Origin of the sequence: Thermodesulfobacterium sp. (assembly GCF_030445475.1) — a bacterium.
GTDB lineage: Bacteria > Desulfobacterota > Thermodesulfobacteria > Thermodesulfobacteriales > Thermodesulfobacteriaceae > Thermodesulfobacterium > Thermodesulfobacterium commune.
Window position 1 is genome coordinate 188,523 of the sequence record NZ_JASUTP010000001.1, and the last position, 14,249, is coordinate 202,771.

The 14,249-nt window shown below is 38.0% G+C and carries 14 protein-coding genes and 1 tRNA gene; 4 read left to right on the forward strand and 11 right to left on the reverse strand.

What is annotated here, in order from left to right; genetic code table 11:
- The first annotated feature begins 5 nt into the window (after positions 1–5).
- From trmD to PWP26_RS01015, 4 genes are all read left to right on the forward strand, one after another.
- On the forward strand, positions 6–1,319 hold the full coding sequence (trmD, locus tag PWP26_RS01000; protein WP_301398791.1) for a tRNA (guanosine(37)-N1)-methyltransferase TrmD: 1,314 nt from the start codon (positions 6–8) through the stop codon (positions 1,317–1,319).
- A gap of 73 nt (positions 1,320–1,392) precedes the next feature.
- Positions 1,393–2,847, forward strand: coding sequence for an acetyl/propionyl/methylcrotonyl-CoA carboxylase subunit alpha (locus tag PWP26_RS01005; RefSeq protein ID WP_301398792.1), 1,455 nt, complete (start codon positions 1,393–1,395; stop codon positions 2,845–2,847).
- Positions 2,848–2,877: 30 nt separating this feature from the next.
- Positions 2,878–4,950, forward strand: coding sequence for a biotin/lipoyl-containing protein (locus tag PWP26_RS01010; RefSeq protein WP_038063083.1), 2,073 nt, complete (start codon positions 2,878–2,880; stop codon positions 4,948–4,950).
- Positions 4,951–5,013: 63 nt separating this feature from the next.
- Positions 5,014–5,355, forward strand: a complete 342-nt coding sequence (locus tag PWP26_RS01015; protein ID WP_028840973.1) for a histidine triad nucleotide-binding protein — start codon at positions 5,014–5,016, stop codon at positions 5,353–5,355.
- Positions 5,356–5,366: 11 nt separating this feature from the next.
- Here the strand turns inward: PWP26_RS01015 and metG are convergent, their stop codons facing one another.
- From metG to PWP26_RS01070, 11 genes are all read right to left on the reverse strand, one after another.
- Complete coding sequence (gene metG / locus PWP26_RS01020; RefSeq protein ID WP_367652114.1) at positions 5,367–7,253, reverse strand: methionine--tRNA ligase; 1,887 nt, start codon at positions 7,251–7,253, stop codon at positions 5,367–5,369.
- A complete protein-coding gene (locus PWP26_RS01025) occupies positions 7,250–8,125 on the reverse strand; it encodes a regulatory iron-sulfur-containing complex subunit RicT (RefSeq protein ID WP_287567691.1) in 876 nt (291 codons plus the stop codon). The genes metG and PWP26_RS01025 overlap by 4 nt, the downstream gene beginning before the upstream one ends.
- Positions 8,126–9,085, reverse strand: a complete 960-nt coding sequence (gene moaA / locus PWP26_RS01030; RefSeq protein ID WP_287567692.1) for a GTP 3',8-cyclase MoaA — start codon at positions 9,083–9,085, stop codon at positions 8,126–8,128. It abuts the gene before it with no gap.
- Positions 9,079–9,612 (reverse strand): DUF4416 family protein, encoded by a 534-nt coding sequence (locus PWP26_RS01035; RefSeq protein WP_038063073.1) that lies wholly within the window; start codon positions 9,610–9,612, stop codon positions 9,079–9,081. Before PWP26_RS01035 ends, moaA begins: the two co-directional genes overlap by 7 nt.
- Position 9,613: 1 nt before the next feature.
- Complete coding sequence (locus PWP26_RS01040; protein ID WP_038063070.1) at positions 9,614–9,808, reverse strand: Trm112 family protein; 195 nt, start codon at positions 9,806–9,808, stop codon at positions 9,614–9,616.
- A gap of 13 nt (positions 9,809–9,821) precedes the next feature.
- Positions 9,822–11,708 carry a sensor domain-containing diguanylate cyclase gene (locus PWP26_RS01045; protein WP_301398794.1) on the reverse strand — a complete coding sequence of 629 codons (1,887 nt, stop codon included), beginning with the start codon at positions 11,706–11,708 and terminating at the stop codon, positions 9,822–9,824.
- A gap of 74 nt (positions 11,709–11,782) precedes the next feature.
- Entirely contained in the window at positions 11,783–12,133 is a 351-nt protein-coding gene (locus PWP26_RS01050) for a hypothetical protein (RefSeq protein ID WP_038063064.1), read from the reverse strand.
- Between the two features lie 2 nt (positions 12,134–12,135).
- A complete protein-coding gene (locus PWP26_RS01055; RefSeq protein ID WP_038063062.1) occupies positions 12,136–12,348 on the reverse strand; it encodes a hypothetical protein in 213 nt (70 codons plus the stop codon).
- Positions 12,349–12,912: an elongation factor P gene (gene efp, locus PWP26_RS01060; protein ID WP_273010746.1), complete on the reverse strand. Its 564-nt coding sequence runs from the start codon at positions 12,910–12,912 to the stop codon at positions 12,349–12,351. It lies immediately after the preceding gene.
- Positions 12,913–12,916: 4 nt separating this feature from the next.
- Complete coding sequence (locus tag PWP26_RS01065; protein ID WP_301398795.1) at positions 12,917–13,966, reverse strand: bis-aminopropyl spermidine synthase family protein; 1,050 nt, start codon at positions 13,964–13,966, stop codon at positions 12,917–12,919.
- A 99-nt stretch (positions 13,967–14,065) separates the two neighbouring features.
- Positions 14,066–14,142 (reverse strand) — tRNA-Met (locus tag PWP26_RS01070).
- Positions 14,143–14,249 lie beyond the last annotated feature (107 nt).

Here is a 14,249-nt window from a genome sequence, read left to right on the forward strand (position 1 = left end):
AACCCATGCAGATAGATATTATCACCATTTTCCCTGAATACTTTGAAAGTCCATTAAAAGTTGGGCTTTTAGGAAAGGCTTTACAAAAAGGTCTTTTAGAGATTAATCTTGTCAATTTAAGGGATTTTTGTCAGGACAAACACCGTGTGGTTGATGATGAACCTTTTGGTGGTGGAGAGGGGATGGTTCTTAAACCTGAACCTCTCTACCGAGCAATAACATTTCTTAAACAAAAAAGTGAAAGCCCTTGGGTGGTCTATCTCTCCCCTCAAGGAGAGGTGTTAAATCAAAAAATAGCAGAAGAGCTTTCTCAAAAACAACATCTTATCCTTATTTGCGGAAGGTATGAAGGAATAGATGAAAGAATAAAAGAAACCTTAGTAAACCAAGAAGTATCTATAGGAGATTATGTGGTTTTTGGGGGGGAAGTAGCAAGTCTAGTCCTAATTGAGTGTATAGCCAGACTAATCCCTGGAGTAGTAGGAAAAAAAGACTCTGTGGAGAAAGAATCTTTTTCTTCAGGACTTTTAAAATATCCTTGTTATACCAGACCCAGGGATTTTATGGGGTTAAAAGTCCCAGAGGTTCTTTTAAGCGGAAACCATATGGCTATAGAGGTCTATAGAAGACAAAAATCCTTAGAATTAACCCTCAAAAAACGTCCTCACCTTTTAAGACAAACTCAGCTTTCTCAAGAGGATTTAAAGTTTCTGGCTAATCTTTTAAAAAAACAAAGGGTCTATCTCTTTTTACTCCATTATCCGGTTTACAACAAGAGAAAAGAGGTAATTACTTCAGCCATTGCCAACATTGACCTTCACGATTTGGGACGTCTTGGAAGGACCTATGGATTAAAAGGGATCTATATAGTTCAACCCCTTGAGGACCAAAGAGAGTTAGCCCAAGAACTCTTAGACTTTTGGTTGAAAGGTGGCGGTGCTAAATATAATCCCTTGCGTAAAGAGGCCCTTAAACTAGTAAAGATTTTCCCTACCTTTGAAGAAGCCTTAGATGCAGTGCACCGTCAGGAAGGAGAAAAACCTTTATTGATCGGGACAGATGCTTCTCCTAAAAAACCCCCTATTCCTATAGAAACTCTACAGAAGTTTTTGTGGGAAACACCTATAGTCATTGTTTTAGGAACTGCCTGGGGACTTACCGAAGAGTTTCTAGCAAAATGTGATTATTTCTTAGAGCCTATCTGGGGAAGGCTTGACCCATACAACCATCTCTCTGTCCGCTCAGCAGCCTCAATCATCATCGACCGTCTGTTAGGACTATATAGTTTCTACAAAAAATCTTATAAAAGAAAAGATTGATTTTTATCAAAAATAGGTTAATTCTAGATAATTTAAAATTCTAAATAATTTAAAAACAGAAACTGGAGGGCGTATGAAAAAAATCAACAAAGTTTTGATAGCCAATCGTGGGGTCCCTGCAGTCAGGATTATGAATACCTGCAGAGATAAAAAAATTAAAACTGTGGCTATCTATAGCACACCCGACAGATTAGCCTATCACGTCTTTTTGGCTGATGAAACAGTCCATATCGGAGAAGCCCCTCCTCACGATTCTTACTTAAACATGGAAAAAATCATTAAAGTTGCTTTAGAAAAAAAGTGTGATGCCATCCATCCTGGATGGGGATTTTTGGCAGAGAATGCAGATTTTGCAGAGTTGGTGGAACAAGCTGGGCTTGTGTGGGTAGGTCCTCCTCCGGAGGTTATAAGGCTTATGGGAGACAAAATCAGGGCCAAAAAAATAGCCCAAAGGGCCAACGTTCCGACCATCCCTGGTCTTTTGAACGTAAAAACGGTAGAAGATATCCTGAGATGGATGCAAGAAGATGAAGTAGATTTCCCTATCATGATCAAGGCTGCTTCAGGCGGTGGTGGAAAGGGAATGGTAAGAGTAGATACAGCTGAAGAGTTACCTGTAGCTCTTGAAAAAGCAAAGTCTGAGGCTAAAAAAGCTTTTGGGGACGATACTTTGTTAGTAGAAAAGTACATTCGAAGCGGTAGACACATAGAAGTACAAGTCTGTGCAGACAAATACGGACATGTAGTCCATCTGTATGAAAGAGAATGTACTCTACAGAGAAGAAACCAAAAAATTTTAGAAGAAGCCCCGTCTCCAAGCATATCTGATGACCTAAGACAAGAGATATGTTTTACAGCCGTAAGGTTGATGAGAGAAATAGGATACCATTCTGTAGGAACAGTAGAATTTCTTTTGGATCCCAAGACCAATAAATTTTATTTTCTTGAGGTTAACACCAGGCTCCAAGTAGAACATGGGGTAACAGAACTTATAACCGGTCTTGACCTGGTCAGCCTTATGTTTTCTATAGCAGAAGGCCATCCCCTTCCTTTTGAACAAGACGACATACTTCCCAACAGACATGCCATAGAAGTAAGAATTAACGCTGAAGACCCAAAAACCTTTAATCCTTCTTTTGGAACTATAACCAGACTTGAAATCCCTCAAGGTCCAGGGATAAGGGTTGCCTCTGGGGTTTATGAAGGGGCTGAGGTACCTCCCTACTACGACTCACTTATCATGCTGGTTATGTCAGCTGGTGCTGACAGGTCAGAAGCTATTAGAGTCATGGACAGGGCCTTGAGCCGAGGGTTAAGGGTAGAAGGGATAAAAACCATCGCTCCTTTGCTTTTAAGCATTATCAGGCATCCTGATTTTATAGAAGGTAAGTTTTCTACCAGGTTTATAGAGGAACATCATGAAGAGCTTCTTTCTATGGTAAAAGAAAAAACTGCAGATGATGAGGTCTTAAAGATAGCTAAATATATAGCTGAAATCTCAGCCTTAGGACCCCAAGACTGGATGTAAAAAATATACCTCAAACCATGGAGGGGAAAGATGAACTATATTTTTGTAAAACCAGGTATGAGCCCAAGAGAAATAGTACAAAAAGTAAGAGAACTCCCTGGCGTATGTTTTGTTTCGGTTGGTATGAGAGATGCAGGTCAGTCAGATTATAAAAACAGACTAAGGATTTACGATTTAAAAACCCTTGCCCCTTATTATAATGAGATGGGACTCTTTGCAGCCGAATGTCATGGAGGGGCGAGATGGCACGTAGGAATTATGAATCGAAGAGAAAGTCCCTTCGAAGAGATAGCAATTTTAAGAGAGCTCATGCCTAACGTACTTTTACAAACCCTTATACGAGAAACTAACATGTGGGGTTATCGACCATACCCTAAAAACGTCATAGAGTATGTAGTAGAAGTGGTAGACATAGATGTCTGGAGATGTTTCTCTTTTTTAAACGACATAAGAAACATGCGCCCTGTAGCTGAAGTGGTGATGAAAAGAGGAAGACTTTTTGAACCTGCCATCTCTTATACCGTTGCCCCTTGGTTTGACACCAAATATTACCTAAAAGTGGTTGACGAAATAGTAGATCTCTGTGGTGGGGTAGACGAAATAGTTCTTTGTATCAAAGATATGGCTGGTGTAGGAACGGTATCTTCGGTTACTGAATTGATAGATAGCATCAAACAAAAATATCCTGATTTGGTGATCAACTACCATCGTCACATCACCGATGGACTTGCCATCCCTGTGCTGTTAGCAGCTGCCAAAGCAGGAGCTAAGATCATAGACGTAGAAGAAGATACCCTGGTCAGGTTTTATGGACATTCCCCTATCTTGGCCGTAGAAGCTATATTTAGAGAAGAAGGAATCCCAGTACATCTTAACAGAAAAGCTGCAGAACAGGCAGTAGAAAAGGTTAGAGAATGGATCAGAGACTATGACTGGGCTGAGTCTCCTTTTAAAGGTTTTGACCATATGGTTACCAAACATAAAATGCCAGGAGGTGCCTTTCCCAGTTCTTTTGAACAGGCAGAAAAAGGCGGGTTTCTTCATCTAATGCCTTACATCCTTCAAGTAATGTCTTTATACAACCAAATAGTAAAATACTTTGACGTAACCCCTGGCTCCCAAATAACCTGGGTAACCTGTAGTGGTATAGTCAACAGATATGCCAAAGAACAGGGAGAAGAAGGGGTTAAACATGTCATCAAACTTCTAAAGAAATTCGTAGAAGAGAAAAATCAGGATTTTTCTGCCATGGAACCCTGGGAACAGGAAGAGCTTTTACAACTTTTCAAAAACGCACCTGGAGATTTTAAAAATCTCATCCTTGGTCATTACGGGAGGATGCCTGTAGGATGGCCAGCTGACTGGGTATATCAGAGCACCTTTGGAGACGAGTGGGAAAATAAAATAAAAGAAAGAAAGGAGTCCTCCCCTGTAGAGGCTATTCCTGATGAAGATCTAACCGCTTTAAGAAGAAAACTGGAAGAGGAGCTCGGAAGAAAGGCCACAGAAGAAGAGTTTATCCTGTACCTTATGCATCCTAAGGATGCCTTAGATTTCATAAAATTTAGAGAAAAATATGGAGATGCCCCTTTATACCTTCCCACCAAAGTCTGGAGAGAGGGCCTTAAAAAACCAGGAGATAAGGTAGAGTTTATCTATGAAGGTAAACCTTACTGTATAGAATTAGTGTCCATAGGTGTAGAAAACGACGGGATCATCCATGTAGTATTAAAAGTAAACAACAAGACCAGGGTTTTTGAAGTGAAAACACCAAGAGCTAAAAAAGAAGAGGTGAGAAAAGCAGTAAGACCTAATGAAATAGGTGCTCCTATTAGCGGAACAGTTTGGAGAATAGGCAATCCAAAAAGAGGCACCCTTAAGGTTGGAGACATCGTGCATAAAGGAGAGGAAATCGCTAACTTAGAATCGATGAAAATGGAAAACCCTGTGTTAGCACCTTTTGATGCTCAAATCGTAGAAATTTGTGTAAGGCTTAACCAGATGGTAGAAGAAGGCCAACTGCTCTTTGTGCTTAAACCTTTAGAAAACAACGCTAATATAGAAAACACAGGAGAATCCAACATAGAAAAATTACCTCATTAACCCTTGATTTTTTAAACCAAAAGTTTTATAAATTTAAAAAAAACCCTTTTAAAAGGGGGGCTTATGGATTGCATATTTTGCAAAATCGTTAAAAAAGAAATACCGTCTAAAGTCGTTTATGAAGACGAAAAGGTAGTAGCTTTTCATGACATAAACCCTCAAGCTCCTTACCATATCTTGGTAATTCCTAAAAAGCATCTTTCTACGTTGCTTGACCTAACCGAAGAAGACAAGGATTTAATCGGGCATATCTATCTTGTTATCAACAGATTAGCCAAAGATTTAGGGTTTGCTGAAAGAGGATACAGGGTGGTTGTAAACTGTAAGGAAGAGGCAGGGCAGACGGTATTTCATCTACATTTTCACTTACTTGCTGGCAGAACTATGGGTTGGCCTCCAGGCTAAACCTTTTTATTTTAGCTAACTTTAGCCCCTGGGGCCATTTCTTTCTCAGGGGTCACCAAGCATAATCCCTTTTCATCTTTGGCTGCAAGAAGCATACCCTCTGAAAGGATTCCTCTGATTTTAGAAGGTTTCAGGTTAGCCACAATAATTACCTCTTTACCTATCAATTCCTCAGGTTGATAATACTGGGCTATTCCTGAAACAATCTGTCTTTTTTCTGGGCATAACACTTCTAACCTTAAAAGTTTATCTGCATTTGGGACCTTTTCTGCAGCGACTATCTTCCCTACCCTTAAATCTATTTTTCTAAACTCATCTATAGAGATAAAACCTGTCTCTTCTTTCTTTTCTTCTACCACCTTTTCTTCCTCCTTTGGTTTATCTTCTATTCTTGGAAAAAGAGGCTTCCCTTTTTTAGCAGCCGCTCCTTCTTTTAACCCCTTAAAATTAAAAACCTCTTCCCAAGAAAGTGGCCTTTCATAAGACATATTTTCAAGTAAAATCTGAGAGGTTTCAGGCATCACCGGAGAAAGGGCTATAGCAAAACTCTTGATAACTTCAAGTAAAACCCTAAGAACCGTTCCTGCCCTGTCTAACTCTCCTTTTTTTATAAGACTCCAAGGGGCCTGTCTGTCGATGTAAACGTTACCTTCTCTGATGGCTTCCCAAAGTCTTTCTAAAGCTCTATGAAACTGAAGTTCAGAAAACAACTTATGGTAATCTTCTAAAGCTGTCTTCACCATGTCTAAATAAGCCTGGTCCTCTTCTGTCAGCCCGTTTAAAGGGGGGACACAAGAGTTAAAGTATTTTTCTGTTAGGTTTAAGGTACGATAAACAAGGTTACCATAGTCATTAGCAAGGTCTGCGTTTATCCTGGTGATAAAAGCTTCAAAACTAAACTCTGCATCATAACCAAAAGCCATCTCTCTAAACAAGAAATACCTTAGCTGGTCTTTACCGTATGTTTTGCTCAAGGTTACAGGATCTACGATGTTTCCTAGGGATTTAGACATTTTTAACCGATCAACCAGCCAGTATCCATGCACAAAAAGCTTTTTGTATACAGGTAATCCCAAGGCTTTTAACATGATAGGCCAATAAACTGCATGGGGTTTAAGGATGTCTTTGGCGATAAAGTGATGAGACTCCTTCCACCAGTCCTCCCAATTTGGGTCCTCTGGATAACCTATTCCTGTAAGATAGTTTAAAAGGGCGTCAAACCATACATAGGTTACGTAGTCTTTATCAAAAGGAAGCTCTATACCCCATTCAAGTCTTTTTTTAGGACGAGAGATACAAAGTGGAGGAAGCTCTTCTTCTAACATATGGAGTACTTCTTCTTTGTAAAAAACAGGGTATATCAGGTCATTTTTTTGAATGTAGTCTTTTAACCAAGAACGGTATTTTTCCAAGTTAAAAAAGTAGTTTCTCTCTTTGATAAGTTCAGGGGTTTTTTGATGGTCTTTACATCTTCCTTGTTCGTCAAGTTCTTTGGTCGTCAAAAACCGTTCGCAGCCAACACAGTAAAGCCCCTCATATTCATCCTGATAGATTTCTCCTTTTTCGTAAAGTTGCTGCAAAACCCTTTGTACGGTCTTTTTATGGGTTTCTTCAGTAGTCCTGATAAAACGACTATAACCAATCCCAAAGTAATCCCAAGTTCTTTTAAAAGATTCACTTATCTCATCAACTAAAGCTTGAGGAGAAAGTCCTTTATCTTTAGCTGTTTTCTGGATCTTATCCCCGTGTTCGTCTGTACCTGTAAGAAAAAATACCTGCCAATTTTTAAGTCTGTAAAACCTGGCAATCCCATCTACTATCAACGTGGTATAGGCATGTCCTAAATGAGGATAAGCGTTTACGTAGTAAATTGGTGTAGTGAGATAGATCCGCATCAATCCTCCTCCTCTTCAAGGTTCTTCAATTGATCTTCAACAGAAAAATCTTCTAACTGCTCTAAAATGTAAGACTTTAATTCTTCAACAGGTAAGGTAATAACTTGACCATCTTTTGTTTCTAAGTAAACTAATCTTTGAAAAAAGTGATATTTTAAAACCCGATAAGATTCTTCATTAATCTTAATCTTACTCCCAAGCTTAGGTAAATTTTCTAAAAATTCTCTATATACCTCCATCTCATAACTTAGACAACAAAGCAACCTTCCACAAGGACCTGAAATTTTATTAGGGTCAAGGTTAAGCCCTTGTTCTTTGGCAAACTTAATAGAAAGAGGGGCAAAGGATTTTAAAAACCTGGCACAACAAAACTCTTTTCCGCAATAACCTATACCACCCAAAAGGGCTGTTTCGTTTCTTACCCCTATCTGCCTCATCTCTATTCTCATCCTCAAAGCCCTGGCTAACTCCTTTACCAGCTGCCTGAAATCAATCCTGCCCTCTGCGGTGTAAAAAAAAATGATCTTGCTTCTATCAAAAAAACAATCTACCCTGACAAGATTCATCTCAAGTCCAAGCTCTTTAGCAAACTGGAGGCAAAACTCTTTGCCTTTCTCTTCCAGTTCTAACTTTTTCTCATATTCTTTGATTTCTTTAAGGGTAGCCTTTCGCAAAACTACAGGAATTCCTTCTACATCAAAGGAGATTTTATAAGAAACCTCGGTTAGTAAACAAACCTCCTTTCTCCCATCAGGCATCTCTACCAAAACATAAGTGCCTTTAGGAAGAGGCTTGAAAAGTTTTAATGCCATGTCAGGATATCCCTGTTTTAAGGTACCAGCACTCAACCAAACCTGAACCTCTTTATTTTCCATCTAACCTCCGATAGCCCTCATAGGTTTTAAAGTAGAATTTAATCTATGCCCTTCGGGCTTTACTTTTAGTGCCTGAAGAAACAACTCTTCTAAGGAAACCTTCTTTTCTCTTAAAGCGGTTTTTAAGTTTATCTCATAGTCTGAAAAAAGACAAGGCCTTAACCTTCCGTCTGCGGTAATCCTAAAGCGATTACATCTATGGCAAAAATGTTCAGAAATAGGAGAGATAAGCCCTATTTTACCCTTAGCTCCCTCCCATCTAAAAACCTTCGCAGGACCACCACCTACTGAATCAGCAGGTAAAAGAGGCCGGTATGTTTCCAATGTTTTTTTGATTTCCTTTGTGTCCACTATATGGCTCTTATCCCAAAGGGAATTTCCTCCTATTGGCATAAACTCGATAAACCTTACCTCTATCGGTTTTTCTAAGGTAAGCTTAGCCAAATCTAAAACCTCTTCGTCGTTAAAACCTCTAATCACTACCACGTTAACCTTTACCGGGGAAAAACCTAAATCTAAAGCCAACTCTAAACCTCTTTTTACCTTTGAAAACCCATCGACCCCTGTGATTTTATAAAATTTTTCTGGGTTGAGGGTATCTAAACTAAGGTTTATTCTTTTTAAACCTGCCTTTTTAAGTTTTTCCCCAAGCTCCTCAAGAAAATAGCCGTTGGTGGTAAGACTTAAATCTTCTATCCCTGAAATACTGGCAATCCTTTCTACCAGACTTTCTATGTTTTTTCTCACCAGAGGCTCTCCTCCGGTAATCCTTACCCTTTTAACCCCAAGCTTAGCACCTACCTTAACCACCTCTTCTATTTCCTCAAGCCTAAGAATTTCATGGTGTGGCAACCATTTCCAGTTTTTATGGGTAAAACAATAAATACATCTAAAATTACACTTATCGGTTACAGAGATCCTGAGATACTCTATTTTCCTTCCAAAAGGGTCTATCAGCATAAAGACCTCTTTTTCAATCCCTTGTAAATCTCTCTCGCCTGGTTAAAAACCGGAATAAAGGCCTGGTAGTCTGGATAAGTCCAGGGAAGACTGATAAAACTTTTATCCTTGTATATCAAGGTAACTTCAGCAAATACTCCCCTACCTAAATAAATCCTGTGAGCATAATCTTTAAAGGTGGACAAAACTACCTTAGAAAGTTCCACATATCCTGGGTCAAGGTTAACCTTTCTTTTCCCAAATTCTGTGGTATAAGAAAGCTCTATCTTGTAACAAATATGTTTTAACTCCACCAAAAAATCAGGACTTTTCAAATTTTCAAAAAAATAAAACCTCTTTTTTAGATTTCTTCCCATTTCTTTCTCGTAGTAATGGGTGAAAGAAGAAAAGTCAAAAGCTTCAGAGGAAAAAATTACTCCTCCAAGCTCTGAGGTTAAAGGAGTTAAAGCCTGTTCTCCTATAGAAAAATCCTGAGTAGTCAGAGCTATAAAGAAACAGACAGGAGCTGGTTCTTTAGGATGGCTCATCTCAAAAACTTAAATCTTCAAGTTTTAAAGCCTCTTCTACCAACATCACCGGGATGTCTTCTACTATCGGATAAAGTAGTTTACAGGTCTTGCAAACAAATCCTTCTTTATCCTGAAAAACCAAAAACTCAAGCTCGCCTTTACATTTAGGACAAGCAAGTACCTCTAAATAAACTCTAATTCTCTCTTGTTCCATAACCTACATAATATCATGTTTCAAATTTTACGCAATTTTTCCCCGACCTTTTTGCTAAATAAAGGGCTGAGTCTGCTCGTTTTATTAAATTTGAGATTTCTTCTTCTAATTTATATTCACTTACCCCTAAGCTTATGGTGATTTTAAGTCGATGGATACCTATTTCTAAATCTTCTACTGCTTTTCTTAATTTTTCTGCTACCAAAACTGCATTTTTAAGGTCTGTTTCTGGTAAAACTACGATAAACTCTTCTCCTCCCCAGCGCCCAACTATATCCTGCTCTCTAAGCTGACCTCTAAAAGTTTCAGCAAGAACCTTCAAAACCTCATCACCTACGTCATGCCCATAAAGGTCGTTTATCCTTTTAAAGTTGTCTATATCTATTATAATTACTGAAAAAGTTTGTTTGGTCTCGCTGGCTTTTTCTTTAAGATTTTCTAAAACCGTAACTATAAACCTTCTGTTAAAAAGCCTGGTAAGTGGGTCGGTGATAGAGTCCCAATAAAGTGCATCTTCTAATTTTTTTCTTAAAGTTATATCCCAAAAACATACGACTGTTTCAACGACCTTTCCTAACTCATCTCTAACATGAGAAACCTTAACATTAGCTATCAAATAAGACCCATCTTTCTTTTTAAGCACCATATCCCCTGTAAATTCCTCTCCTTTATAGATAGCCTCACATATCGCACACCTGTCCTCTACCGGCTCTACAAAAACCTCATGGTCCCTCTTTCCGATCAAATCTTCTTCTGAATACCCTAAAAGTTTTAAAAGTTTTGGGTTTACAAAGTTAATCTTAAACTCTTTTACCGTATAAACAGCACTTTCCATGAACTGAATAACCGTATTAAATTTTTTCCGTTCCAAAAAGCTTTCCCTTGCTTTACGGTTGGTGTAAAAAGAAATGAAAAGTATCACCAGTAATAAGAGGGTGTAAATATAAACATTCCTATAAAAATCTCTATATAACCCCTCTATCCCCTCTGCCCTCTGGATGATTAACAAATACCCTACAGTTTTTTCTTTAAAATCCTTGATAGGAAGGGTTACTACCTCATAAACTTTTCCTTGTTGTTTTAACTCAACAATATGTGGCTTATCTGAAGATATGGCCTTTTTAAATTTAAGGTCTTGCTGTAAACCGTGTAAGGTACTACCACATAAACTGTCATTTCTAAAACTTCCCTGGTATTCAACCAAGTCTTCTCCAAAAAAACTGTGCGAAAACTGAGACTTATATGGTTCTTCAAGTTTGTCTACCGTCTCTTTTTTATTAAAAATCAGCCTGAAACAAGCTCCTGGGTTTAGCTGATAAACCAACTTTTCAAAATGTTTTAAAGAAATGATAAAATCAACACCTCCTAGGTAATCCCCTCTTTCATCAAGTAAAGGAAAAGTATGTCTAAAACCACTCAGCATTTTTCCTGTAGAAAATCCAAACACAGGTTTTTTGTGTGTCATTACATAAACCACGTCTTCTCTATATTGAGTAAGATCCTCTCCATAAACAGAAGGATTATAAAATCTTAAAAGACTCCTTCCTTCTTGAGTATGAAAATGAAGGTCTATTTCTAAACTGACAAGGCTTTTGATAAAAGGCAAAAGAAACTGATAGATCTTCTTTCTTAAGACCTCTTCATTCTCCTTATAGGTTGTAAAAATGTTTTTTATGTTTTGAGAGGCTCCTATCCCTTGGGCATAAAGGGAGGTTAACTCTTTCATCGAATAAAGGGTCGAATTATACATCGCAAGCTTATGGTCTAAGTGGTTTGAAAAAATAGTTTGCTTTTGCTTCTGAAAGTTATAATAGATAAACCAAATACCTAAAGTCCAGCCAAATAAAACTGAAATCAGAATTAGAATGTAAGATTTATAAGACCGTAAAAAATCTTTCATAGTTCCCCACACAATAACATCGAATTACAAAAATTCAAGAAAAAATTTTTCACCATCGAACAAACCACTATGGGTTAAAGGATAGGTTTGAGGGCTTTTTGAAGGATTGCTAAGAAATCCTTTAAAGACTGATAAACCTTTTCCAGATCTTGCTCTTCAGAAAAAATCACCTTTTTAGTGGTTAAAAGGACTTCCTGGTCTTCTGGGTCGACGGCTTCTACAGCTTTTTGCCAGATTTCTTGGAAAGATGGAGGTGTGTCTGGAGGAGTTATCTGAGAAAGAGACCAAAGGGCTTTGAGCCCTGTTTGGAAAATTTCTTGAGCCTTTTTCCTAAATTCCTCTGGTTTTTGTTTGTAAAGATGAAGGTCTTTAAATAGATCTTGGGCATATTTATGATAAGTTCTTGCTCGTATAAAATAAACCATTTCTAATCAGAAGGCTTTTTCAATACCTCTTCGCCCCATTTTCTGTAAAAATGTTTAGATATCACCTCATCTGCTATCTCACAAATCTGAAAAAGGGTCTCTATCATATCTAACATCTCTTCTTGTCCATCCTTAGGTCTCATCTCAAAATCCTCTATAAAAGCTCCACTTTCTAAATATTCTTTAAACTCCTGAAGTTTTTTAAGAGTAAGCATCTATACAGCCCTCTCGATATATTCGCCTGTCCTGGTATCTACCTTTATCTTGTCCCCTTTGTTGATAAAAAGTGGTACTTGAATGACAGCTCCGGTTTCAAGGGTAGCCGGCTTGGTAGCAGAACCAACGGTATCCCCTCTAACCCCTGGCTCAGTATCTATCACCTCTAACTCCACGATGTTAGGAAGGTCTATACCTATCACCTTCCCCCGATAATAGATGATATAAACATTTAAGTTTTCTTTGAGAAACTTTGCTGCCTCCCCTACTTCTTCTTCTCTAAGGTAAACCTGGTCATAATCCTCTAAATCCATAAATACATATTGTCCTTTTTCCTTGTATAAAAACTGCATCTCCTTTTCTTGTAAGTCAGGTTTTTCAAACTTTTCTCCTGCACGAAAGTTTACCTCAAAAACCCTTCCAGTAGTCAAGTCTTTTAATCTAGTTCTAACCGTAGGCTGGTTTTTGGAAACCTTGACATGCTGAAACTCTAAAATCTCGTAGGGTTTCCCCTCCCATTCTATTTTTAAACCTCTTCTGAAATCTGAAGTAGTATAAGCCATAGCTTTACCCCTCTTTTCTATTTTTCTCTAAATAAGAAGGTAAGGGGGTTGCCCAGGATTCATCATCAAAATAAAGCTCTTCAAGATCAGCAGGAACCTCTATGTCTAACACTTTAGGATCTTCTACAGCTTCAAACCTAACAAAACAAGACTTATACCAATCTACCTCTGGCATCGACAAATCAAACTCCCTCATAATCCTGTAAGTCCGGTAAAAATCCTCCCATTGATTTTCTTCCTCAGGATAGGTGGTAAAATCCCTTAGAATATCAGTTAAAACAAAACCTGAGTCCAAGATAAACTTTTGAAAGTCATACCATTTTTTTAACGAAGCTTCTCGATGGGTAAACCCTATATAACCCACCGATCCCTCACCTTTTAAAGACTGGATACATCTGTTTACAAAAAGTTTTAACCCCTTCTGCGTCTCTACAGGGTCTGTGACAAATATATCAAACTTTTTACAAAGCTCGGCGGGAAGTTTTTCTATCACGTTGTAATTATAGACCTCTATGTTTTGATAACCAATCAGGTTTGCTTTTTCTTTGATAAATCTGTTAATCCTTTCGTCTATTTCTACCACCACTATCCTTTTTGGTAGTTTAGTAAGAGCCATACTGAGAGAGATTAAATCGTCATCTCCTAAGATAAAAACCTCTGTCCCTTCAAGATCACCTCTTTCATAGATAAAAGCGGTCCTTTTGACTGTATCTTCTGGTTTTATAAAACCCTGGTCAAAATCACTGGTTGGTAAAGGACGGTCCTTAGTAATCTCTATAAAATCTTTTAAAACCTGCTTCCAAAAAGGACTTTGTTCAAAGGGAGAGCAGAAAAGACATCCTGGACTTTCATATGGAAAAATTGGTAAACTCTCGTCAGCAAGATAAAAATAAGGTTTTTCATATTTTATTTCACCTTCTTGAAGAAGCTGCTTAATAGCTTCCAAAAAATCTACCAAATGGGCATCTTGATAGTTTATCAACTGCCAAAAAGATGCCTTCTCTTTAGCCAGTACTCTTAACACTTGTTTTTTAATACGCTCTAAACTTTTCACTTTCTAACCCTCTTCGAAAATTTTTATGTATATGTATAAAAAGAGACCTAAATAAGGTTTTAACCCCTGGTAAGATTGTTTACAGATAGAGAAACAAATTGGTTGCGGGGGTGGGATTTGAACCCACGACCTTCGGGTTATGAGCCCGACGAGCTACCAGACTGCTCCACCCCGCGATCTTTCAACCTGTGCTTTATAATATAATAAAAGTTTTAAATATGTCAAGGCTTAAAGAGGTTTTTTATGATTAAAAAAACCTTGAAAGAATCTTTTCTAATTTTAT